The sequence below is a fragment of the Serratia sp. BNK-4 genome, from assembly GCF_048685115.1.
Lineage (GTDB): Bacteria > Pseudomonadota > Gammaproteobacteria > Enterobacterales > Enterobacteriaceae > Serratia > Serratia bockelmannii.
Map to the genome: position 1 here is coordinate 1586214 of NZ_JBLQTM010000001.1, position 22121 is coordinate 1608334.

A 22121-nucleotide genomic window follows, 5' to 3' on the forward strand; every position below is an offset into this window, starting at 1 on the left:
AGTCTGCCATCATGGCAGCGCCAGCTTGAACTGGCGCTAAACGTGAGGCGCTTTCCCGCTGGAAAGGGGATAGTAAAGGCTTTCCCGCTAAAGATCACGGCGAGTTATTATCCACCACGTGTGCAACCGGCTGCGTTGGGCGTTATACTGGGTAAAAAACCAGTATTCATTCATCAGCAGGATAACACCACCGCCATGATGCCAAACCGCCTCGAGCCAGAACTCGACATTTACCAATACCCGGAGCACCTGCGCGCCTGCCTGGCGCCGTTGCCCAAAGGGCCGGGCGTGTATGTGTTTCACGGTCAAAGCGAGAGCCTGCCGCTTTACATCGGTAAAAGCGTCAATATACGCAGCCGGGTGATGGCGCACTTCCGCGCGCAGGACGAGGCTAAAATGCTGCGCCAAACCCGGCGCATCAGCTTTATCGAGACCGCAGGCGAGTTGGGGGCATTGCTGCTGGAGGCGCAATTGATCAAACAGCAACAGCCGCTGTTCAACAAACGTCTGCGGCGTTCGAAACAGCTGTGCGCGCTGCGCTTGCAGGCAGATGCGGTGACGATTGCTCACGCCAAAGAGATCGACTTCGCCGTCACGCCCCACCTCTACGGGCTGTTTGCCAATCGCCACGCCGCGCTGGAAAAGCTGCGCGCCATCGCCGACGAGCATCGTTTATGTTACGGCAAGCTGGGGATCGACAAGCTGCCGGCAGGGCGAGCCTGTTTCCGCTACAGCCTGCGCAAGTGCGCGGGCGCCTGCTGTGGCGTGGAGTCGGCGCAGGAGCATGCGCTGCGGCTCGGCGCGGCGCTTGAGCAGTTGCGCATCGCCTGTTGGCCGTTCGCCGGGCGCGTGGCGCTGGAGGAGCAGGGCGAGACGCTGCGTCAGTACCATGTGATCCACAATTGGTTTTATCTGGGCTCGGTCGGCGATCTGGCGCAGGCGGAGCGGCTACAGAGCGCGGCCAGCCATTTCGACAGCGATGGCTACAAGATTTTGTGCAAGCCGCTCATCGCCGGCGATTACCCGATTATTGAGCTGCCGTAAGGCCATCATGCTGGTGATAACCTAAGATTTATCCGTAAAGTCAGGGCATTATGCTAAAAAAGCTTGAATCCATAATGTTGTTATGGATAATGGCGCCCCGAAGCGAAGGAACGCGCTATTAACTCAGTTGGCAGAGTGATTGGTTTTATAATGGCTTGTTTTGGCTTGAAAATTGATAGACGCGGGTTCGAGTCCTGCATAGCGCGCCAGCTTTCTTCCTTCGTCTCATCGCGCTTACCGTAAAGCGCACCCGGGTTGATTTGCACTATCGGCTCCTCGTTGGGATTTTCGGGTGTGCTTTACCGTAACCGCTGGCTTTCCTTCCTCTTTCTCTTTCGATCCTTTGCTAAACTGTAATCAGGCAGGCTTGCTGCCCGGCAACAGGAGGTCGATATGTCTCACTCCGATCAACTGCAGGAACTCTTGCAACGCGTCGCCGCCCTCGAGGCGAGAGAGAAAGCGCTGACCGCCGCGTCCAACGCTTATCAGGCGATTATCACCACCATGTTAGGCAATATGGAGAAGACCGAACGTGATCGGATCATCGCGATGATCGATCAGGCCCATGAAATCGCCTACGCCCGCGCCATTCAGCGCAGCAACGAACCGCAAAAGCAGAAAATCAAGCAGGCCGACGATGTGGCCCAGCGCATGTTCATGTTTGCGCAAGGCAAGGCCGCTTAGCCGCGCTGAAGCCGAACTATAACAGTTGCCGTCATTAAGTTGGCTAACTGATCTACCCGGCAAAACTGTACTTGTGTTACTTTTAGCAGCGAGATTTGATGGCAATGCTGTTTCCAGCTTAAGGTTGTAACGATGGACGCGATTAAAAGCATCTTGGTTAAAGAGATTGAGCAGATCAATCGGCGCGAAGGGCGTGACGGCAAGCCGCGCTTCAACAGCGAATTCGCCCGTACTCACCGCTATTTGTGCCTTGCCATGTTCGCCGGTTACTTCGCGGTGATCGCCGTGATGTATCAGGTGCCGTACATGGGAGTGTATGCCTTCCTGGGCTTCACCGCCTTCGTGCTGTTCATGTTCGCCATGCTGCTGATCGAGATCCGGCCGGTGTACCGTTTCGAGGACATCGGGGTGCTGGATCTGCGGGTTTGCTACAATGGCGAATGGTACTTCACCCGCGCGCTGTCGCCTTATGCGGTGCAGCAATTGCTGGATGAGCCCTCCATCGGCGCCGCGCTGAAACAGAAGATGCGAGTCATCATCGGCAACAAGGGCGAAATCGACTTCTACGACGTGTACGATATGGCATACGGAAAAAAGCCGCAGGATGAGCCACCGCAGCTGGCGGCGGCAAACTGAAAGGTTTCCGGCCGGCGGCATGTCGATTATACTCAGCGTTTGAACATGAAGCAGAATAAGGACCAAGCGATGAGTGATGATATTTTCGATTTTGATATCGATGCCGAACTGGCGAAAGCCGAAGAAAAAGCGGCGCAGAAGGTAAAAGAGGTCCCTGAAATCCTCGAAGACGAAGCGGACTGCGAAGGTTGCAAGATCTGATCGCCTGACCCATAAAAAAAACCGCCGCGGCGGTTTTTTTTATGTCTGAGCGTCGCGTGGCATCAATCCAGCACGAATCCCCAGATCAGGAACGCCGCCACCAGAATCAGGCAAAGCGCGGACACCGTCACCAGTATTTTCCCCAGAATGTCTTTTTCTTGTTCCTGCTGCGTCACGTTAAAATTATCCAATTAAAAGTCTATGGACCAAACCGGCGATGCTGAGATCGGCTGCCGCTACACCCAGCGCCATTAGCATCATCACCGAAAGAAATCGAGTCTTGCCGTTCACACCCTTAATCCCTGTGGGCGCCGCTGTTAAGTTTTTATATCAAAGGGATATAATTCAGCGGCGCCGAATCGCATACATCGTGATAGTGATTAAGAACGTTCTTAAGGCCAGAAGTTCCCTCATCTGATAGCGCCGCTGTGCGGCAGCGTCAGTCGGTCACGATCCTGACGCCTATCTTGCTGACTTGATTGCCGTCCATTTCTGCAATGGTCCAGGTCAGGCCGTCCCACTCCACCTGGTCGCCGATCACCGGTTCGCCGCCGATCAGCTGAATGACGAACTGCCCCAGCGTCTGCTGCTCGTCCACGTCGTCTTGCAGGTTGAGGCCATAAACCTGTGAGATGTCGCTCAAACGGGCGTCGGATTGCAGGATAAAGTCGCCGAAGAAGCGCTCGTCGAGCGTCACTGCCGGTGCCTGGCTAAAGAGCTTGCCGAGGATCGGCAGGTCGTGCTCATGGCCGATGACGCACAAAATATCGTTCTCGCGCAGCCGGGTACTGCCGCTAGGGTGCAACAGCTCTTTGCCGCGGAACAGGGCGGCGATGCGGGTATTAGGCGGCATTTTCAGTTCACGCAGCGCAGCACCGACGCACCAGTTTTCCGCCGAAAGCTGATAAACGAATTGTTCCCACTGGTTTTCCGGGTGTACGTCCAGCCCAACGCGGGAGATCGGCGTCAGCGCCGGCGGCACGATCACCTTGGCCTTTTTGGCGGCGAATGACAGCGTGGTGCCTTGCAGTAGCAGGGAAACCAGCACCACGAAGAACGCCACGTTAAAGAACAGTTGGGCGTTGGGCAGCCCGGCCATCATCGGGAACACCGCTAGGATCACCGGCACCGCGCCGCGCAGGCCAACCCAGGAAATAAAGCCGCGTTCGCGCAGGGTAAAGCTGCGGAACGGCAGCAAACCGATAAACACCGACAGCGGGCGCGCGAACAGGATCATCCACAGCGACAGCAGCAGGGCAGGGATGGCGATCGGCAGCAGCTCATGCGGGTTGAGCAGCAGGCCGAGTACCAGGAACATGCCGATCTGGCTGAGCCAGGCCAGGCCATCGAAGGTTTGCACGATGCCGTGACGGTTGCGGATTGGACGGTTGCCCAGCAGCAGACCGCACAGGTACACCGCCAGAATGCCGCTGCCGTCCAGCGCGGTAGTCAGCGCGAAAATAAGAATGCCGCCGCTCACCGCCAGCAGCGGGTAGAGACCGTCCGCCAGCTTGATGTGGTTGATCAGCGTCAGCAGCAGCCAGCCGCCGCCGAGACCGAAGACGATGCCCATGCCGAACTGCTGCATCAGATGCAGCGGGAAGGTCCAGCTTAGCGCGGTTTCCCCGGCGGCGATCATCGCAATCAGCGTGATGGTGAGAAATACCGCCATCGGATCGTTGCTGCCGGATTCGATCTCCAGCGTAGCGCTGACGCGTTCGTTCAACCCTTTGCCGCCCAGCAACGAGAAGACTGCGGCGGCGTCGGTGGAACCGATGATGGCACCGATCAGCAAGCCCTGCAGCAGATCGAGGTTGAACAGCCAGGCGGCGGCCATGCCGGTTAGGCCGGCGGTGATCACCACGCCGACGGTGGCGAGAGACAGTGCTGGCCACAGTGCCACGCGGAACGAACTAACCCGGGTGCGCATGCCGCCGTCGAGCAGGATCACCGCCAACGCGAGGTTACTGACCAGATAAGCGACCGGGTAATTGCTGAAGACGATGCCGCCGGGGCCGTCGACGCCGGCCAGCATGCCGATCGCCAGGAAGATCACCAGGATCGGAATGCCGAGTCGGGAAGAAAATGAGCTGAGCAAAATGCTTGCCCCCACCAGCACGGCACCGATGACGAACAAGCTGTTAATGGTGCTGGCATCCAAAATTTCGCTCTCCTGAGGCTGGGGATAGGGGGCACTGCGCGTATGCCGATGATAACGTGTTTAGTGGGTAAAACGCCAAGGCTGATTGTGAAAACAATCGATCAATTATTGCCCTTTGGTACGATTAAACTAAGAAAGTGAGGAGAAGAGGGGAAATTCTGCCTTTTATCCAACATTATCAGGCTGCTGTATTTTTGCTGTGGCAACAATGATCGAGCGGCTCGGAGGAAAAACCATTAAGCCCGCGCAGGCAGGCTTAATGGTTTGCAGGCGCGGTAGGGTTAGCGGTCGAGCGATTCCAGCGCCCGTTTGATCAGCTCGGTGGCCAGCTTGCTTTCTGCTTCAGAAATGCCGTCGAGATTAAAGTTGGAGAGCTCAGCGACCAAAACGCTGCGTTCTTTGCCGCTGATTGAGGCGTCCAGCGCGGACAGCAGCCTGCCGAGGATCTTCAGCAGGGTAGCGTTTTCCGCTACGGCTTCCTGAGCCGGGGTGTTCTTATCGGTCATTCAAAATCCTCTCTGTCGTGACGGAAGGGAGATGCAGCTAACGCCATCGAATGAATTAAACGATCGCGCAGCCCTTCGGGGGTGTCGAGCCCAATCACTACCGTAAGGCAGGGATATGGATTTTTACTTATGCATTGCAGTTATAACGACTAGGTAATCTATGCTGCCGTATCACTGTGCCCTAACGGGCGACGCCAGGCTGAGCAATGTGTGCTCTGTATGCAAACGACCAGTATAGGCTTTCTGCGCGGCGTTAATATGACAGAAAACCCCTGCGAACGGTCAGGTTTACAGGGGACAAGGTTATTGCGGCTTGCCGGAGAACAGGAAACGCAGCACCGGAATGCGCTTGTGCAGCTCATATAACGCGAAGGCCAGCGAGAACACAAACAGCAGGCCCAGCAAAAATCCCAACAGGTTATTGCCGATATACGGCGTCACGAAAGCGCCATATATCAGGGTCAACGGGTGGTGCACCAGATATATAAACAGCGAGGCGTTGACCAGATAGGTGATGCGCGGCGAGTGATAATTCAGCAGGTTATGCCCGAAAGAGAACACCACATTGGTCATCAGGATCCCCATTAGGGTTTTGATCACCACTTCCAGCTCGAACATATAGCTGCTGTGCGCCAACAGTTTCTGGTTCAGCATATATGCGATAAACAGCAGCAGCGAGCCGAGCAGCGCCAGCGGCGAACGACGCAGAAAAATCTCTTTAAGCCACACATACTTAAACGCATAGGCGCCGAGGATGAAGAACGGCAGGTAGAACATCGTCTCCATCACCACGAAATTGAACAAGCCATTGGATAATAGCTGCGGCGCGAAAATTAAAATAATACGGTGCGCGGCCGAATAGCATACCGCATAAATAAAGAAACACAGTGAGACATTTCCTAATCCACGCATTCTGTTTATTAACGGTGGAATAGGATCGCGGGTTTGACGCTTGATTTTGCGGAACAGATAAAAGCAGGCGAAGGTCAACAATGACAGGGTCAATAAGAACCACAGATGAGACACCAATTCCCAAACTGTTACATTTATTTTCTGATAGAGAGAAAACTCGTCCCAGCCGTTTAATTTATCGGTGAAATATTTCAGCATGAAAAATTGCGGCACCGTAATTAGCGGGATGGAGCTCAACAGCGGGATCGCCACCCGCTCCAGCCTGACCTTCAACCACTGATGGCGCTCGTAGCGCTCGTAGAGCATGTAGGAGAAGTAGCCGGAGATCACGAAGAACACCTGCATGCGGAAAGCGTGGATGAAGTCGTTCAGCACCGTGAGCGAGAAGGAGGGCGACGCGCTGTTCACCGCCCAGGCGTGGCTGGAATAAATCAGGGAGAGGTGAAACGGAATGCCGAGCAACATCAAATAGGCTCGGATCGAATCGAGGAAAAACTCGCGCTGTTTGCTGCCTTTAGTCATAGATTACCGCTGGTGATTTAATCGAGAGTTCATTAACACGCTTAATAAGTCGTCAAACGTTAAATTGTTATCCGGAACCCTACTATAGCCCCCCGCATTTTTCCATAGCGTCTTGTTGCGCGGCTTGCTACGCTGGTGTTCCATCAGCTGCTTAAACAATGAGCCGTAAACATGAACCATCCATTTATCATGTTGTCGGAAAGCTGAGTAATCCATTAATATGGATTTAAATGATTTGAGCACACGAATAGGGGGGGATGTGCTAGTTAATATATTATCCGGACAACCACGCGCCGCGAGCGTTCGTTGGTTAGGTGCTACCGTATTGTTCACGCTGTTCAGTTCGCCGGCATGGGCCTTTTCTATTGATGATGTCGCCAAGCAGGCGCAGGATCTGGCGGCGAAAGGTTTCGAAGCCCCGAAGAGCAACCTTCCTTCTCAGTTCCGCGAGATGAAGTTCGCAGACTATCAGCAGATTCAGTTCAATCACGATAAAGCCTATTGGAGCAAGCTGAAAACCCCTTTCAAGCTTGAGTTTTATCATCAGGGGATGTACTTCGATACGCCGGTGAAAATCAACGAAGTCACCTCCACCAGCGTAAAACAGATCAAGTACAGCCCAGATTACTTCAACTTCGGTTCGGTCAAACACGACCCTGAATCGGTGAAAAATCTCGGTTTTGCCGGCTTCAAGGTGCTTTATCCGATCAACAGCGCCGATAAAAACGATGAGATCATGAGCCTGCTGGGCGCGAGCTATTTCCGCGTGGTGGGTAAAGGGCAGGTTTACGGGCTTTCCGCTCGCGGCCTGGCTATCGACACCGCTTTGCCGTCCGGCGAAGAGTTCCCGCGTTTTCGCGAATTCTGGGTTGAACGTCCGAAGCAGGGCGACAAGCACCTGGTGATCTACGCGCTGCTGGATTCCCCGCGTGCCACCGGCGCTTACCGCTTCACGGTGATCCCGGGCCGCGACACCACCGTGGACGTCGAGTCTAAAGTGTTCCTGCGCGACAAGGTGGGCAAACTGGGCCTGGCGCCGCTGACCAGCATGTACCTGTTCGGGCCGAACCAGCCGTCACCGACGCTGAACTACCGCCCGGCGTTGCACGATTCCAACGGTCTGTCTATCCATGCCGGCAACGGCGAGTGGATCTGGCGTCCGCTGAACAATCCTAAACACCTGTCCGTCAGCACCTATACCGTTGAGAATCCGAAAGGCTTCGGTCTGCTGCAGCGCGGTCGCAACTTCAAAGAATATGAAGATCTGGACGATCGTTACGATCTGCGTCCGAGCGCCTGGATCGAACCGAAGGGCGACTGGGGCAAAGGCAAGGTCGAGCTGGTGGAGATCCCGACGGCGGATGAAACCAACGACAACATCGTCGCGTTCTGGACGCCGGATACCTTGCCGGAAGCCAAAAAGCCGCTGACGCTGAGCTACCGCCTGAACTTCACCCGCGATGAAGACAAGCTGCATTCGCAAGACATCGCCTATGTGGCGCGGACCATGCGTTCGACCGGTGACGTGAAGCAGTCCAACCTGATTCGCGAGCCAGACGGCAGCGTGGCTTTCCTGGTCGACTTCGTTGGCCCGGTGCTGAAAGGACTGGATGCCAATACCCCGGTCGCCTCTCAGATCAGCATCGGCGACAATGGTGAAATGGTAGAAAACAACGTCCGCTATAACCCAGTGACCAAAGGCTGGCGCCTGACGGTGCGTCTGAAAGTGAAAGACGACAAGAAGCCGGTAGAAATGCGTGCGGCGCTGGTCAATGGCGATAAGACTCTGTCGGAAACCTGGAGCTATCAGCTACCTGCCAATGAATAAGCCTACTCAACCCGCCCAGGATTATCTTGCGGCGTTGCCTCTGACCGCTGAGCGGTCAGAGGCGCTCAACCCTCAAACGGCGGATGACGCTCAGGCTCTGGAGGCGCTCCATCGGCAGATGGGCGCCGCCGACGCCAACGTCAATAGCCTGTCGGCGGATGACGTGGCGCTGGCCTCGGTCAAACCGCGTATCGAAAACGCCTGGCCGGATGCGGTCAGCGATGACGACTTCGATACCGACGCCGAAGGGCGTGCCATTCTGAAGGCGACGCCGCCGATCAAACGCACCACCATGTTCCCGGAAGCCTGGCGCACCAACCCGGTGGCGCGCTTCTGGGATTCTCTGCTGGGGCGTTCACCGCACAATCGGCACGCCACCAAAGAGGAAGCCGCGGCCGAAAACCGCTGGCGTGTCGTCGGCTCCATGCGCCGCTATGTGCTGCTGGTGCTGATGCTGGTGCAGACCGGCATCGCCACCTGGTACATGAAAACCATCTTGCCTTATCAGGGCTGGGCGCTGATCGATCCTATCGCCATGTTGGATCAGGATCTGATGCAGTCGGTGCTGCAGCTGCTGCCGTATGTGCTGCAAACCGGCATTCTGATCCTGTTCGCCGTGCTGTTCTGCTGGGTCTCGGCCGGTTTCTGGACCGCGCTGATGGGCTTCCTGCAGTTGCTGATCGGCAAGGACAAATACAGTATTTCCTCTACCATCAAGGGCGATGAGCCGATCAACCCGGCGCACCGCACCGCGCTGATCATGCCGATCTGCAACGAAGACGTCGAACGCGTGTTCGCCGGCCTGCGTGCGACCTATGAGTCCGTCGCCGCGACCGGTCAGCTGGAACACTTCGATATCTACGTGCTGAGCGACAGCTACGATCCGGACATCTGCGTGGCGGAGCAAAAGGCGTGGATGGAGCTGTGCCGCGATGTCGACGGCCACGGCCGCATCTTCTATCGCCGCCGCCGCCGCCGCGTAAAACGCAAGAGCGGCAACATCGACGACTTCTGCCGTCGTTGGGGCGGTGAGTACAGTTACATGGTGATCCTGGATGCCGACAGCGTAATGAGCGGCGAATGCCTCACCGGGCTGGTGCGTTTGATGGAAGCCAACCCGAACGCCGGCATCATCCAGTCGGCGCCGAAGGCGTCCGGTATGGATACCCTGTATGCGCGCGTGCAGCAGTTCGCCACCCGCGTTTACGGGCCGTTGTTCACCGCCGGCCTGCATTTTTGGCAGTTGGGCGAGTCGCACTACTGGGGCCATAATGCCATCATCCGCGTGAAGCCGTTTATCGAGCATTGTGCGCTGGCGCCGTTGCCGGGCGAGGGCTCCTTCGCCGGTTCAATCTTGTCGCACGACTTCGTTGAAGCGGCGCTGATGCGCCGCGCCGGCTGGGGCGTGTGGATCGCTTACGATCTGCCGGGCAGTTACGAAGAGCTGCCACCAAACCTGCTGGACGAGCTGAAACGCGACCGCCGCTGGTGCCACGGCAACCTGATGAACTTCCGCCTGTTCCTGGTGAAGGGGATGCACCCGGTGCACCGTGCGGTGTTCCTGACCGGCGTGATGTCTTACCTGTCGGCGCCGCTGTGGTTCATGTTCCTGGCGCTCTCCACCGCATTGCAGGTGGTGCATACGCTGATGGAACCGCAATACTTCCTGCAGCCGCGGCAGCTGTTCCCGGTCTGGCCACAGTGGCGGCCCGAGCTGGCGATTGCACTGTTCTCCACCACGCTGGTGCTGCTGTTCCTGCCGAAGTTGCTCAGTATTGTGCTGATCTGGGCCAAGGGCGCGAAAGAGTACGGTGGGGCGTTCCGCCTGTTCATTTCGATGCTGATGGAAATGCTGTTCTCGGTGCTGCTGGCGCCGGTGCGCATGCTGTTCCATACCGTGTTCGTAGTGAGCGCCTTCCTCGGTTGGGAAGTGGTGTGGAATTCTCCGCAGCGTGACGATGACGATACGCCTTGGGGTGAAGCGTTCCGCCGCCATGGCTCGCAGATGTTGCTGGGCCTGGTGTGGGCCGGCGGCATGGCGTGGCTGGATCTGCGCTTCCTGTGGTGGTTAGCGCCGATCGTGTTCTCGCTGATCCTGTCACCGTTCGTGTCGGTGCTGTCGAGCCGCGCAACGCTGGGCATGAAGAGCAAACGCGCCAAGCTGTTCCTGATCCCGGAAGAGTACAACCCGCCGCGCGAGTTGCTGGCGACGGAAGAATATCTGCATCTCAACCGCAACCGCGCGCTGACCAACGGCTTTATGCATGCGGTGGTCAACCCATCCTTCAACGCGCTGGCGACGGCGTTGGCGACGGCGCGTCACCATCTGCGTGCGACGCTCGATCGCAACCGCGAGGAGCGGGTGAACGAAGCGCTGCAGCTGGGGCCGGAGAAACTGGTGAAGGGCAAACGTCTGGAGCTGCTGAGCGATCCGGTTACGTTGGCTCGTTTGCACCAGCGCGTTTGGCTGTTGCCGGAAGGCGCCGCCTGGCGTGAGCACTATCAGCAGTTGCCGCATAACCCGCTGGCGCACCCAACGGGCCGGCGTTAATCGCTGAACGGCAACGCTCAAACGGGGAATGCGCATGGCGCGTTCCCCGTTTTTTTTTACCTTTTGCTTACGCGCGCCGATGCCGGTGGAGAAAGGGAACTGTGATAGACTGCGGCCGATGCGTTGTTCACTCGCGAAACAACCCTTTGCTCAGAGTCAATGTCGTGAAGCTCTCTTCCTACCTTCGGCTGGCCTGCGTGGCGGCCGGCGTGATGGTCTTAACCGGTTGCGGCAGCATCATCAGCCGCACCATGCCCGGCGCGGGGCATGGCCACCAGTACTATCCCGGCGTGCAGTGGGATTTGCGCGATACGCCCTGGCGTTACGTCACGGTGATAGATGTGCCGTTGTCGATGGTGGTGGACACCTTTATGCTGCCGTTCGATGCGCAGCACGGCCCCTATGAATAAACCTGCTCAGCGGGTGGCGAACACCACCAGCTGATAGCCTTTCTGCCCACAGTGGAAAGGTGCCAGCGCCGTCATGCCCAACCCTTGCACGTGAGCGGCCAACGAATGCGGATTGTCGTCGTCGATAAACAGCGCGCCCACGTCGTAGTCATGACTGGTGTGCGCTTTGACGGCGGCGTAGAGGCGTTTCAGCACGCCTTTGCCGCGCCAGGCGGCGTCGAGGCAAACCGGGCCGTAGAGAAACACCCGCTGCTCACTCAGCGCCCGCCCGGCGAAGGACTGCGTGGCGAGCGTCGCCAGCATCGCATCCACCACCGGCGGCCGCGGTTGCACGTCGGCAGGCATCAGGCAAACGAACCCTGCCAGTTGGTTCTCCTGTTCGGCCACTAGTATGCCGATGCCGCGGTTGATCGCCGTCAGCTGCGCCTCATTCATGCGCGATACGATAAATCCCTGCCGTTTTTGGCGCTCGTCGAGCGCTTCCGGCACGTTTTCCCCCTGCAGCTGCAAAATGGCGGGGTAGTCGGTAGAGCGGGCCCGGCGGATAATCATGCTGCCTCCTTGGCGATAAAAACGTGGTACGGGTTAACGTTCATCCCACTCATCGGCCGCGGCCTGGCCTTCTTCGGTATCCAGCGGCGGTTCGAGCTGGAAGTCGCCTTCTTCCCATTCATACAGGGTATTTTCGTCTATCCACTCGGCGGTAATTTCCACCTCGTCGTAGTCCCCGTCGAAGATCGCCTGTGCCGCCGCACCGCTGCGCAGCGTCAGGCATTCCACCGCTTCACCCTCTTCTTCGAAGAACTCCGCCTGCCACATCGTGTCGCCATCCTGCATCACGTACTTTTGCAGATTGAACTGCTGCGGCACCGGCGGTTCGTCACCGCTGCCGCCTTCGGCGGTGTCGAGAAACTCTTCGCGTGCGGCCTCGATGGCTTCTTCCAGGGTTGCATACAGGCTCATGTTCGCCTCCGTTGACAATGAGAATAAAGCGTCCGGCGTGCTGCCGGCGCGGTGGGGAAAAACGTCAAAACTAATTGTTGTCTCACTGGCGCAGGATGCAAATTTTTTTGTTGTCCGCTCTGCGACGACGGTTGTCCGCAAAGCGGGAGAAGCAGGCGCGGAGACGGGAAATAATGACGGTATCGTTCACTCAGGCATCAGGAGAAGCCCATGTTAATCGACCCTTCAAGCAAATACCGACCGTTCCCGCCGGTTACGTTACCGGATCGCCAGTGGCCTGCGCGCACGCTGCGGCAGGCGCCGCGCTGGTGCTCCAGCGATCTGCGCGACGGCAACCAGGCGCTGGCGGAGCCGATGGATAACGCGCGCAAGCGCGAATTCTATCAATTGTTGTTGCAGTGCGGTTTCAAAGAGATTGAGGTGGCTTTCCCTTCGGCGTCGCAAACGGATTTCGATTTTGTGCGCACGCTGATCGACGAGCAACTGATCCCGCACGACGTCACGATTCAGGTGCTGACGCAGTCGCGCGACGATCTGATCGATCGTACCTTCGAGGCGCTGCAGGGGGCGCCACGGGCTATCGTGCATCTGTACAACGCCACGGCGCCGATGTTTCGCGACATCGTGTTCCGCCAGGATAAGGCCGCTACCGTGGCGCTGGCGGTGAACGGCGCGCGGCGCATTCGCCGGCATTGTGAGGCTCAGCCCGATACCGCCTGGTGCTTCGAGTATTCGCCGGAAACCTTTTGTTTTACGGAATTAGAGTTCGCGCTGGAGATCTGCGAAGCGGTGGCGGAGGTGTGGCAACCGGGGCCGCAGCGGCCGATGATTATCAACCTGCCGGCGACGGTGGAAGTGAGTACGCCCAACGTGTATGCCGATCAGATTGAATGGTTCTGCCGCCATTTCAGCCGTCGCGCCGATGTGGCGATCAGCGTGCATCCGCATAACGATCGCGGTACCGGCGTGGCCTGCGCGGAGCTGGCGCTGTTGGCCGGCGCCGACCGGGTCGAAGGCTGCCTGTTGGGCAACGGAGAGCGTACCGGCAACGTCGATCTGGTTACGCTGGCGTTGAATCTTTATACCCAGGGCGTGGCGCCGGGCCTGGACTTCAGCCGCCTGAAACAGGTGGTGGAGGTGGTGGAACAGTGCAATCAGCTGCCGGTGCATCCTCGCCATCCTTATGCCGGCGAATTGGTGTTTACCGCCTTCTCCGGTTCGCATCAGGATGCGATCAAGAAAGGTTTCGCCGCGCAACGCCAGCGACAAGATGGCTGGTGGCAGGTGCCTTACCTGCCGCTCGATCCCGCCGATGTCGGCTGCAGCTATGAGGCGGTGATCCGGGTTAACAGCCAGTCCGGCAAAAGCGGCGCCGCCTGGCTGTTGGAGCAGAACCATGGGCTGGCGTTGCCGCGCGGTTTGCAGATTGATTTCAGCCAGGTGGTCCAGCGGGCGACCGACGGCAGCGGTAAGGAAATGAGCGTCGCGCAGCTGTGGCGCTTATTCCGCGACACTTACGGGCTGGTGGAGCAGCCGTGCTTGCAGCTGTTGAGCTACCAGACGGAAAGTCACGGGGTAGAGGCCTACAGTTTCAACGCGAGAGTCGCCTGGCAGGGGGAGACACTGCGGTTGCAGGGAGCCGGCAACGGCCTGCTTTCCAGCGCGGTGGATGCGCTGCGCCAACGCTTCGGCTTGCCGTTGGCGATCGAGGATTACCACGAGCACACGTTGGGGCATCAGAGCGACAGTCGAGCGGTGGCCTATATCCGCTGTGCGCTGCCGCACGGTGAGGCGAGCTACGGCGTTGGCATCGACGTCGACTCCGCCAGCGCTTCGCTGCAGGCGCTGTTCAACGTTGCCGGGCGCTATCTGGTGTCAACGTCGGCGCGGCCCGGCTGAAATAGTCGCTGGGCGCGACCCCCAGCACTCGGCGAAACATGGCGCTGAACGCGCTGGGGCTGTCATAGCCGAGATCCAGCGCCACTTCCAACACCGAGCGGCCGGTCGCCAGCGCGTTCAGCGCCGCCAGCAAACGGGCGCGTCGCACCCAATCGGCAAAATGCAGCCCGGTTTCTCGCTGGAAGCGCCGCGACAGGGTGCGTCCGCTGACGCTGAGCTGAGCGGCCGCCTGTTCCAGCGTCCAGGGCTGCGCCAGCGTGGCCTGAATATGGCGGCACAGGGCAAGCAGTGAGGCCTCACGCGGTTCGGGCAAGTGCAGCGGCAGGCTCGGCAGCATTCGCAACTCATCCAGGATCAGTTCCATCACGCGCTCATCGCGCCCGCCGCTGGGATAGCCGGACGTAATCTCCATCGCGCTGATAATCAGCTCGCGCAGCAGCGGCGACACCTGCACCACCTGGCACTGAGCCGGCAGATCGGCGCGCGCCAGCGGATCGACAAACAGCGTCCTGGCCGCCACCTGGCCGGTGATGCGCAGGCTGTGCACCACTTTCGCCGGTACCCAGACGCCGCGGCCGGGTGGCACCACCCAACTGCCGAGCCGGGTGGTGACCTGCACCACGCCGCTCAGGCTGTGGATCAGCTGCGCGCAGTTATGGTAGTGCTCCGGCTCGCTGTCGCCGTGGCGATAATCCCTGGCTAACGGCCGGATGGGCTGATCGGGCGGCAGAACGTCGTGAAACAACAGCATTGTAAGCAGTCTCCGCACGGCAAAAGGGGAAATGACAGGATGCCATGCGGCGCTGTTTCACACCAGTCTGTGGCGTGGTACGGCAAAATAGTTTATAAAATGATATTATATAATTTTATATATTGATGGAGGGGCAATGGATATTGACGCGATGCGCAAGGCGGCGGCGCAGGCCGGCGCGATGCTGCGCACTCTGGGCAACGAAGATCGGCTGCTGCTGCTGTGCCGGCTCAGTCAGGGCGAGATGGCGGTGAGCGAGCTCGCGCAGGCGCTGGATATCCGCCAGCCGACGCTGTCCCAGCAGCTTGGCGTACTGCGGGAGGAAGGGTTGGTGTCCACCCGGCGCGCCGGCAAGCAGATTTACTATGCGGTGGCCGATGCTAAAGCGTTGGCGCTGCTCCACACCCTGTATCAACTTTATTGCCCGCAACCGGAGAACCGCGATGACCATTGACTGGCCACACTTCACGCCTTATTCCGCGCTGGCGGGTGGGGCCATTATCGGCGGCGCGGTGGCGCTGCTGCTGCTTTTCAACGGCCGGATCGCTGGCATCAGCGGCATTACCGGCGGTGTCTTGAGTGCCGCTGGCTGGGAGCGGGGCTGGCGCGCCGCATTTATTGGCGGGTTGCTGCTCTCGCCCTGGCTGTATGCTGCCGCTGCGGCTTTGCCGTCCGGTGAGATCGCGGTCGGCAACGGCGGGCTGGCGGCCGCAGGGCTGTTGGTGGGATTGGGCACTCGATTGGGCAGCGGTTGCACCAGCGGGCACGGCGTATGCGGCGTCGCACGGTTGGCGCCGCGTTCGCTGGCCGCCACGGCGGTGTTTATGCTGCTGGGCTTTATGACCGTGTGGTTGATGCGCTACCTGGCGGGAGGTTGAGAATGCTTAAAACGCTGTTGGCGCTGCTGAGCGGCATCATTTTCGGTCTGGGGCTGATCGTCGCCGGCATGGCCAATCCGGCCAAAGTGTTGGCGTTTCTCGACGTTACCGGCGTGTGGGATCCCTCGCTGGCGTTGGTGATGGCGGGTGCGATCGCGGTGGCGGCGCCGGCCTTCCTGTGGGCGAGGCGACGCGAGCGTAGCCTGTTGGGGGAACCGCTGCAGATCCCGGCCGCCGGGCGTCTGGATCGTCGTTTGCTGGCGGGCAGCGCGCTGTTCGGCATCGGTTGGGGCATTGCGGGCATTTGCCCTGGCCCCGCCTGGGTGTTGGCCGGGGCGGAGATAAGCCGGGTATGGCCGTTCCTGCTGGCGATGCTGGCGGGTATGGCGCTGTATGACGTTATCATGAGGAGGAGGAGTACGTGTCGATAGCCAAAGCGGTGTTGCGCATCGCGCGCCCGACCGATCGGTTGCAAGAGATTGCTACGCTGTATTGCCGCGGGCTGGGTTTCGAAAAGCTGGGTGAGTTTGTCGATCATCAGGGGTTTGACGGCATGATGATTGGGCATCCGCAGCATGCCTACCATCTGGAGTTCACGCAGCATCGTGGGGTGCGGGTCGGGCAGGCGCCGACGCAGGATCATCTGCTGGTATTTTATCTGCCGGATGAGAACGAATGGCGGGCTGCGTGTGAGCGGATGCAGGCGGCAGGGTTTTTATCGGTCGCCGCCTATAATCCCTATTGGGATCGGGCGGGGCAAACCTTTGAAGATCCTGATGGCTATCGGGTGGTATTGCAACATCAGGCTTGGCAGGCATAAAAAAACCGGCGCATCGAGCGCCGGTTTGCGAGATAAAACGGGGTATCCGTCAGACGTTGGTCGCCGGTTTTTGCGCGCTCTTGGACTGGGTATTTTCCAGCATGCGGCGAATCGGCACGATCAGCACAATAAGCACGGCGGCGCAGATCAGCAGCGCGATGGAGCAGCGAGCGAACAGATTCGGCAGCATATCCAGTTGGTCGGCCTTGACGTGACCGCCGATCAGACCGGCCGCCAGGTTGCCCAACGCGCTGGCGCAGAACCACAGCCCCATCATCTGACCGCGCATTCTCTCCGGCGCCAGCAGCGTCATGGTGGCCAGCCCGATCGGGCTCAGGCACAGCTCACCCAGCGTCAGCATCAGGATACTGCCTACCAGCCACATCGGCGATACGCCGGCGCCGCCGTTGCTCAGCACATTCTGCGCGGCCAACATCATCAGGCCAAAACCACCGGCGGCGCACAGGATGCCGATCACGAACTTGGTGATGCTGCTCGGACGCACGTTATTGCGCGCCAGCGCAGGCCAGGCCCAGCTGAAGACCGGTGCCAGCAGGATGATGAACAGGGCGTTGATCGACTGGAACCACACCGCCGGGATCTCGAAGTCGCCGATCATGCGATTGGTGTAATCGTTGGCGAACAGGTTAAACGAGGTCGGTTTCTGTTCAAACGCTGACCAGAAGAACGCGGCGGAGATCAGCAGGATGAAGCACACCAGCAGGCGTGCGCGCTCTTTGCGGCTCAGGCCGGCAAAGGCGAACAGATAGATGAAGTACAGGGTGACCGAGGCGGCGATGACGTACACTAGCACGCTGGCCACCTCGACCGGGTTGATAACGATCGTGCCCTGAGCGATCAGCACGATGGCCGCCACCAGGATGGCCGCCAACGCCAGCAACCAGGCACCGACGCCTTTTTTCTTCGCGACCGGGCTGTTCCAGGTGGAGTCCAGACCCACTTCGCGATCATAGCGTTTCATTGCTGGGACGGCGAACACCCGGAAGATCACCAGCGCCACCAGCATCCCGATACCGCCGATGCCGAAGCCCCAATGCCAGCCGTGTGACTTGATCAGCCAGCCGGAGATCAGCGGGGCGATGAACGAACCGATGTTGATGCCCATGTAGAACAGCGAGAAGCCGCCGTCGCGACGTGCATCGCCTTTCTTGTACAGCGTGCCGACCATCACCGAGATACAGGTCTTGAACAGGCCTGAACCGAGCACGATGAACATCAGACCGATGAAGAACAGGTTGGTGCCCATCACTGCGGACAGGGCGATCGACAGGTGGCCGAGCGCGATCAGGATCGAACCGTACCAGACGGCCTTGCGTTGGCCGAGCCAGTTATCTGCCAGCCAGCCGCCCGGCAGCGCCGCCAGGTACATGCTGCCGGCGAAGATGCCGACGATCGCCGACGCGTTCTCACGCGCCAGACCCAGACCGCCGTCGTACACGGTGGCAGCCATAAACAGGATCAGCAGCGGACGGATGCCGTAGAACGAGAAGCGCTCCCACATTTCGGTGAAGAACAAAGAACCCAGTGGATAGGGATGGCCGAAGAAGGTCCGGCTTTCTGACTTATTGACAGAGGATTGCATAACGATTTCCCAATAAAAGGCGCTGCAAGGCTGCAGCCCGTACTGTGGTATGTATGTGTATTTAATGAAGGCGATCCGCCCAATGCGGATTACCCGACAAACACCGCGGCTGCAACGCTGATAAACCGTGGAAAGCGTGCTGACCTTTTCTTCACTTGGCCGATGCTTCACATCTGGCGTGATATTATTTAACCATTTGATAACTGGTCGTTGGTTTTGTCTAGTACCTGTATCCCATTTTTTAGACGAAAAGTCGACAAGCATCTCCTTTTCTGGTTTTTCTGTTGGTTATGACAGGAATATGATTGACAGCGGGTTTTATGCGCTGAAAGTTAATTAATTGTTGATAAACAAGATGTTGAGATAAGAATGTTCTGAGCGGGGCGAAAGTTCACAGGCCTGAAGGAAGCATTATTAAAAGTAGGGGAAACGCGCCGTTGATCTGACCAACGGCGGAAAGTGGCGATAAATGCAGCTATGACTCTTCCTGCAGCGTGTCTTCCCGCCTATAGCCCGGCCGTCGCCGCAGACACCACCAGGAATAACCGGCGTTGAACAGCACCACCAGCGCGGTGACCGCGAAGACCGCGCGAAAACCGTAGCCGGCGGAGATTGCGGCGCCGAGCAGCGGGCCGCTGACGTTGCCAACATCGCGGAACGACTGGTTGTAGCTGAAAATACGGCCGGCCACCTGATTGGTGCAGTTGTAAATCAACAACGTCTGTACCGCCGGCAGCAACGCGCCGTCGGCCGCCCCCAGCAGAAAACGCAGTACCCCGAGCTGCCACGGCGTCTGCACGAACGCCATCGGGATCAGTAACAGCACCGAGACGATCAGCATAAATACCAGAATGCGTTCCGGGCCAATGCGATCGCCCAGCTTGCCCAGCCGCGGGGCGCTCATCAATGCCGCGACGCCGGGCACTGAGGCGATAAGCCCGCTGATAAACGCCAGATTGTGGGTGGCGCCGGCCAGATCGCGCACATACAGCGTCAGGATCGGCGCAATCGAGCCGGTGGCGATCTGGATGATCATGGTGGTGACAAACAGGCTGAGCACCAGTTTCGGGTTCTTCAGCGAGGCGAACACCTGTTTTGCGTGCAACATGTCGCGTTTTTGCACCGGGGTAAATTGTTCTTTGACATACAGCAGCGTCAGTACGAAGCAGACGAATAACACTGCGGCGGTGATATAAAACACCGGGCGCAGGCCGTACAGATCGGCTAACAAACCGCCGATCAATGGGCCTATCAGCGCACCGCCGACGCCGCCGGTAGACAGGGTGCCGAGCGCCCAGCCGCTGCGGTTGCGCGGCACCTGGGTGGCGATCAGCGCGTTGGCGTTGGGAATGAACCCGCCGAGCAGCCCCAGCACCGCACGCAGCGCGAGAAACTCCCAGACCGTTTGCGCCATGCCCATCAGCGCCATGACGATCGCCATACCGAGCGCTGAACGCAGCAGCATCAGTTTGCGGCCGCGTCGGTCTGCCAGGGCGCCCCAGAACGGCGCGGCGATAGCGGAAAACAGGAAGGTGATGCTGAACAGCAGACCGGACCACATGTTGAGCGCCTGATGGCCGGTAACGCCCAGCGTCTCTACGTACAGCGGCAGAAACGGCATCACCAGGCTGAAGGCGGCGCCGGTGAGAAAACATCCCAGCCAGGCGACGAAAAGGTTGCGTTTCCAGTTAACGGGTTCTGCTGCCGAAGCCATAAATGTCCACTGCCGAAAGGTGACGCGTTTTGCCAGCGGCAAGATGAAGGGGCAAAACGTGAAAGTTAGCCTGGTAAGTATGCGCCGCAAGCGCGGCGACGGCAAACGAGGGGACAAAGATTGGGCGAAAAATGAAATAAAGTTTTAAAAATGACGTTTAAACCTTATTCCGCGCTTAGCGCGCGGAATTTACAGCGTTTTATAGTCCGGTCAGCGCCTCGAAACCGGCGGCGGTGGTGGTGGCGCTAAAGTCGGTGACCTCGTAGTGGGCTACGGCGTTGAAGGGATCTTCGGCCAGGATGGCGTCCAACCGAGCACGCTCAATGCCCTTGGCCAGGATCACGCCGCCGGTGCGGGGATTCTTGCGGCCGGAGGCGACGAAGGTGCCATCCTGAAAATATTTCTTAAGCCAGGCGATGTGCCCGTCAAGGTGGCTGTCGACGTCGGCGATCGGGCGATGGTAGGTCAGGCTGACAATGTACATAACGGCTCCAGGGTGGGCGGCAAAGGCTTTACCATCCCACCCTCGCCGTCGATTCTCAAGAGGCGCGCAATAAAAAACCCGCCGGTGGCGGGTTGGCTTGATCAGTAGAGCGAAGGCTCGCCTTCCGGGCGGGTCTTGAAGCGGCGATGCAGCCACATATATTGGTCCGGCGCCATCAGGATCTCTTTTTCCACCACCTTATTCATGAAGGCGGCGGCCTCGAGTTCGTTATCCAGCGGGAAGTTTTCCACCGCCGGTTGCATGATCAGCTCATACCCTTTGCCGTCCGGCAGGCGGCGCGGGGTGAACGGAACGATCGCCGGTTTGCCCATCCGCACCAGCACGTAGCTGCCGGTGGTGGTGGCGGCTTTGTCCACCGCGAACAGCGGCACGAAAACGCTGCTGCGCGGGCCGTAGTCGTGATCCGGCGCATACCAGATGATATCACCCTGTTTCAGGGCGCGGATCATGCCTTTGATGTCTTTGCGGTCCAGCATCGATTTGTTGGAACGCATGCGGCCCCAGGTTTGCAGCCAGTCCATCAGCTTGTTGTCGTGCGGGCGGTAAACGCCGATGCCCGGGTTGTGAATGCCGAAGATGCGCGCGCCCAGCTCCAGCGTCAAAAAGTGCAGGCCAATCAGCAACACGCCCTGCTGGTTGTCGCGCGCTTGTTGGATGTGCTCCAGGCCACTGACCTTGAACCAGCGCTCGATGCGCCAGTTGGGCCAGAACCACGCCATGCCGGTTTCAAACAGCCCCATGCCGACCGATTCGAAATTCTTTACCACCAGCGCATCGCGTTCGGCCTGCGGCATGTCGGGAAAACAGAGCTCGAGGTTGCGTTGGGCGATAGCGACGCGTCGCTTGAGAAAGCGCATGGAAAATCGCCCAATCGAGGTGCCGAGCCAGTAGATGACGGGGTAAGGCAGCAACACCAGCAGGTACAGCAAGCCGATGCCGACCCAGGTCAGCCAATAGCGCGGATGCAATAAGGAACGATTGAAAGTAGGAACTTGAGTCATGGGTTCTCTGTTTGAATACGGTTGTTTAAGTGTAATGACAGAGTCATCGCATGGTCTGGCAGCCGGGTGAGCTCGGCGGCAAGGTTCGTTTCTGCCGTTTGTTTGCGACTATTGTGGCATTTTTCTGGCGATCCGGGAAAACACAACGCATTAAAATCCCTCTTTGGGCGTTAAATATGCATCGAATGCCGAATTTTTCCACAATCTTTCCTGCCAAAGATAATGGCGATATTATTACTGGTAATTATTCAGAGGGTAAATATTTTGGCACCATGGATCAGTGCGGGGCTGCTGGTTTTGGGCGCGACGGTCGGCAGCGTTGGCGCGCATCTGCAGGTGAACGCGATATTGGCGCTCGCCGGCGTGATGATGGCGCTCGGCATAGTGGCTTCTGCGTTTACCGAAGGCGACGGACACTGAACGGGGCGCTGGCGCCAGGGCTGCGCGGCGGCGGTTTTTCGGGTATGATATGCGCCGCGCGCGGGCCGGCAGGCGGCGCGCGATAATCAGTCACCTCCCGAAAGACAGGAAA

At 58.7% G+C, this 22121-nt stretch carries 24 protein-coding genes and 1 tRNA gene; 14 read left to right on the top strand and 11 right to left on the bottom strand.

Annotation, left to right across the window (positions count from 1 at the left end; all coding sequences use genetic code 11):
* Positions 1 to 195: 195 nt before the first annotated feature.
* The 5 genes from cho (at position 196) to ACMGGW_RS07620 (ending at position 2565) form a co-directional block, all read left to right on the top strand.
* On the top strand, positions 196 to 1044 hold the full coding sequence (cho, locus tag ACMGGW_RS07600) for an excinuclease Cho (protein WP_049208464.1): 849 nt from the start codon (positions 196 to 198) through the stop codon (positions 1042 to 1044).
* A gap of 112 nt (positions 1045 to 1156) precedes the next feature.
* A tRNA-OTHER gene (locus tag ACMGGW_RS07605) sits at positions 1157 to 1253 on the top strand.
* A gap of 184 nt (positions 1254 to 1437) precedes the next feature.
* Entirely contained in the window at positions 1438 to 1728 is a 291-nt protein-coding gene (locus ACMGGW_RS07610) for a sigma-S stabilization anti-adapter protein IraP (RefSeq protein ID WP_420279299.1), read from the top strand.
* Positions 1729 to 1860: 132 nt separating this feature from the next.
* A complete protein-coding gene (locus ACMGGW_RS07615; protein WP_043141770.1) occupies positions 1861 to 2364 on the top strand; it encodes a YlaC family protein in 504 nt (167 codons plus the stop codon).
* Positions 2365 to 2433: 69 nt separating this feature from the next.
* Positions 2434 to 2565, top strand: coding sequence for a hypothetical protein (locus tag ACMGGW_RS07620; RefSeq protein WP_256376330.1), 132 nt, complete (start codon positions 2434 to 2436; stop codon positions 2563 to 2565).
* 62 nt (positions 2566 to 2627) lie between these two features.
* Here the strand turns inward: ACMGGW_RS07620 and ACMGGW_RS07625 are convergent, their stop codons facing one another.
* The 4 genes from ACMGGW_RS07625 to mdoC all read right to left on the bottom strand — a co-directional run bounded on the left by ACMGGW_RS07625 (position 2628) and on the right by mdoC (position 6666).
* Entirely contained in the window at positions 2628 to 2756 is a 129-nt protein-coding gene (locus tag ACMGGW_RS07625) for a hypothetical protein (protein ID WP_016928228.1), read from the bottom strand.
* A gap of 248 nt (positions 2757 to 3004) precedes the next feature.
* Positions 3005 to 4726, bottom strand: a complete 1722-nt coding sequence (locus tag ACMGGW_RS07630) for a potassium/proton antiporter (protein ID WP_015377414.1) — start codon at positions 4724 to 4726, stop codon at positions 3005 to 3007.
* Positions 4727 to 5007: 281 nt separating this feature from the next.
* The gene (locus ACMGGW_RS07635; protein WP_197832187.1) at positions 5008 to 5232 is read right to left on the bottom strand and encodes a hypothetical protein; all 225 of its coding nucleotides are present in this window, start codon (positions 5230 to 5232) and stop codon (positions 5008 to 5010) included.
* Between the two features lie 303 nt (positions 5233 to 5535).
* Positions 5536 to 6666: a glucans biosynthesis protein MdoC gene (gene mdoC, locus ACMGGW_RS07640; protein ID WP_043141764.1), complete on the bottom strand. Its 1131-nt coding sequence runs from the start codon at positions 6664 to 6666 to the stop codon at positions 5536 to 5538.
* Positions 6667 to 6925: 259 nt separating this feature from the next.
* On the opposite strand from mdoC, the gene mdoG reads away from it, so the two are divergent.
* From mdoG to ACMGGW_RS07655, 3 genes are all read left to right on the top strand, one after another.
* Positions 6926 to 8494 (top strand): glucans biosynthesis protein MdoG, encoded by a 1569-nt coding sequence (mdoG, locus tag ACMGGW_RS07645; RefSeq protein ID WP_025302384.1) that lies wholly within the window; start codon positions 6926 to 6928, stop codon positions 8492 to 8494.
* Complete coding sequence (gene mdoH, locus ACMGGW_RS07650) at positions 8487 to 11045, top strand: glucans biosynthesis glucosyltransferase MdoH (RefSeq protein WP_025302385.1); 2559 nt, start codon at positions 8487 to 8489, stop codon at positions 11043 to 11045. Before mdoG ends, mdoH begins: the two co-directional genes overlap by 8 nt.
* Before the next feature lie 212 nt (positions 11046 to 11257).
* Positions 11258 to 11455 (top strand): YceK/YidQ family lipoprotein, encoded by a 198-nt coding sequence (locus ACMGGW_RS07655; protein ID WP_049205154.1) that lies wholly within the window; start codon positions 11258 to 11260, stop codon positions 11453 to 11455.
* Between the two features lie 6 nt (positions 11456 to 11461).
* Here the strand turns inward: ACMGGW_RS07655 and ACMGGW_RS07660 are convergent, their stop codons facing one another.
* Together ACMGGW_RS07660 and ACMGGW_RS07665 are read right to left on the bottom strand one after the other, a co-directional pair.
* Positions 11462 to 12007 (bottom strand): GNAT family N-acetyltransferase, encoded by a 546-nt coding sequence (locus ACMGGW_RS07660; protein WP_025302387.1) that lies wholly within the window; start codon positions 12005 to 12007, stop codon positions 11462 to 11464.
* A gap of 33 nt (positions 12008 to 12040) precedes the next feature.
* Positions 12041 to 12418 carry a MysB family protein gene (locus ACMGGW_RS07665; protein WP_043141761.1) on the bottom strand — a complete coding sequence of 126 codons (378 nt, stop codon included), beginning with the start codon at positions 12416 to 12418 and terminating at the stop codon, positions 12041 to 12043.
* Positions 12419 to 12628: 210 nt separating this feature from the next.
* Here ACMGGW_RS07665 and leuA point away from each other — a divergent pair, with 210 nt between their 5' ends.
* Positions 12629 to 14317, top strand: coding sequence for a 2-isopropylmalate synthase (gene leuA / locus ACMGGW_RS07670; RefSeq protein ID WP_197832185.1), 1689 nt, complete (start codon positions 12629 to 12631; stop codon positions 14315 to 14317).
* On the opposite strand, the gene ACMGGW_RS07675 is transcribed toward leuA, so the two are convergent.
* Positions 14268 to 15068, bottom strand: coding sequence for a helix-turn-helix domain-containing protein (locus ACMGGW_RS07675; protein WP_197832184.1), 801 nt, complete (start codon positions 15066 to 15068; stop codon positions 14268 to 14270). The two genes, leuA and ACMGGW_RS07675, sit on opposite strands and share 50 nt — an antisense overlap.
* Positions 15069 to 15204: 136 nt before the next feature.
* On the opposite strand from ACMGGW_RS07675, the gene ACMGGW_RS07680 reads away from it, so the two are divergent.
* From ACMGGW_RS07680 to ACMGGW_RS07695, 4 genes are read left to right on the top strand one after another with little or no spacing between them, the layout of a single operon-like run.
* Entirely contained in the window at positions 15205 to 15522 is a 318-nt protein-coding gene (locus tag ACMGGW_RS07680; protein WP_033638023.1) for an ArsR/SmtB family transcription factor, read from the top strand.
* The gene (locus tag ACMGGW_RS07685) at positions 15512 to 15946 is read left to right on the top strand and encodes a YeeE/YedE family protein (RefSeq protein ID WP_043141752.1); all 435 of its coding nucleotides are present in this window, start codon (positions 15512 to 15514) and stop codon (positions 15944 to 15946) included. The genes ACMGGW_RS07680 and ACMGGW_RS07685 overlap by 11 nt, the downstream gene beginning before the upstream one ends.
* A gap of 2 nt (positions 15947 to 15948) precedes the next feature.
* Positions 15949 to 16377 (top strand): YeeE/YedE family protein, encoded by a 429-nt coding sequence (locus ACMGGW_RS07690; protein WP_197832183.1) that lies wholly within the window; start codon positions 15949 to 15951, stop codon positions 16375 to 16377.
* A complete protein-coding gene (locus ACMGGW_RS07695; RefSeq protein ID WP_025302393.1) occupies positions 16368 to 16766 on the top strand; it encodes a VOC family protein in 399 nt (132 codons plus the stop codon). The genes ACMGGW_RS07690 and ACMGGW_RS07695 overlap by 10 nt, the downstream gene beginning before the upstream one ends.
* A gap of 49 nt (positions 16767 to 16815) precedes the next feature.
* Here the strand turns inward: ACMGGW_RS07695 and ACMGGW_RS07700 are convergent, their stop codons facing one another.
* The 4 genes from ACMGGW_RS07700 to ACMGGW_RS07715 form a co-directional block, all read right to left on the bottom strand.
* Positions 16816 to 18369, bottom strand: a complete 1554-nt coding sequence (locus ACMGGW_RS07700) for a peptide MFS transporter (RefSeq protein ID WP_043141745.1) — start codon at positions 18367 to 18369, stop codon at positions 16816 to 16818.
* Positions 18370 to 18844: 475 nt separating this feature from the next.
* Positions 18845 to 20083 (bottom strand): multidrug efflux MFS transporter MdtG, encoded by a 1239-nt coding sequence (gene mdtG / locus ACMGGW_RS07705; RefSeq protein ID WP_025302395.1) that lies wholly within the window; start codon positions 20081 to 20083, stop codon positions 18845 to 18847.
* A gap of 199 nt (positions 20084 to 20282) precedes the next feature.
* Positions 20283 to 20567, bottom strand: a complete 285-nt coding sequence (locus ACMGGW_RS07710; protein ID WP_047026300.1) for a YciI family protein — start codon at positions 20565 to 20567, stop codon at positions 20283 to 20285.
* 101 nt (positions 20568 to 20668) lie between these two features.
* Positions 20669 to 21589: a Kdo(2)-lipid IV(A) acyltransferase gene (locus tag ACMGGW_RS07715; RefSeq protein WP_025302397.1), complete on the bottom strand. Its 921-nt coding sequence runs from the start codon at positions 21587 to 21589 to the stop codon at positions 20669 to 20671.
* Positions 21590 to 21853: 264 nt separating this feature from the next.
* Here ACMGGW_RS07715 and ACMGGW_RS07720 point away from each other — a divergent pair, with 264 nt between their 5' ends.
* Positions 21854 to 22009 carry a histidine kinase gene (locus ACMGGW_RS07720; RefSeq protein WP_225735595.1) on the top strand — a complete coding sequence of 52 codons (156 nt, stop codon included), beginning with the start codon at positions 21854 to 21856 and terminating at the stop codon, positions 22007 to 22009.
* The last annotated feature ends 112 nt before the right edge of the window (positions 22010 to 22121 follow it).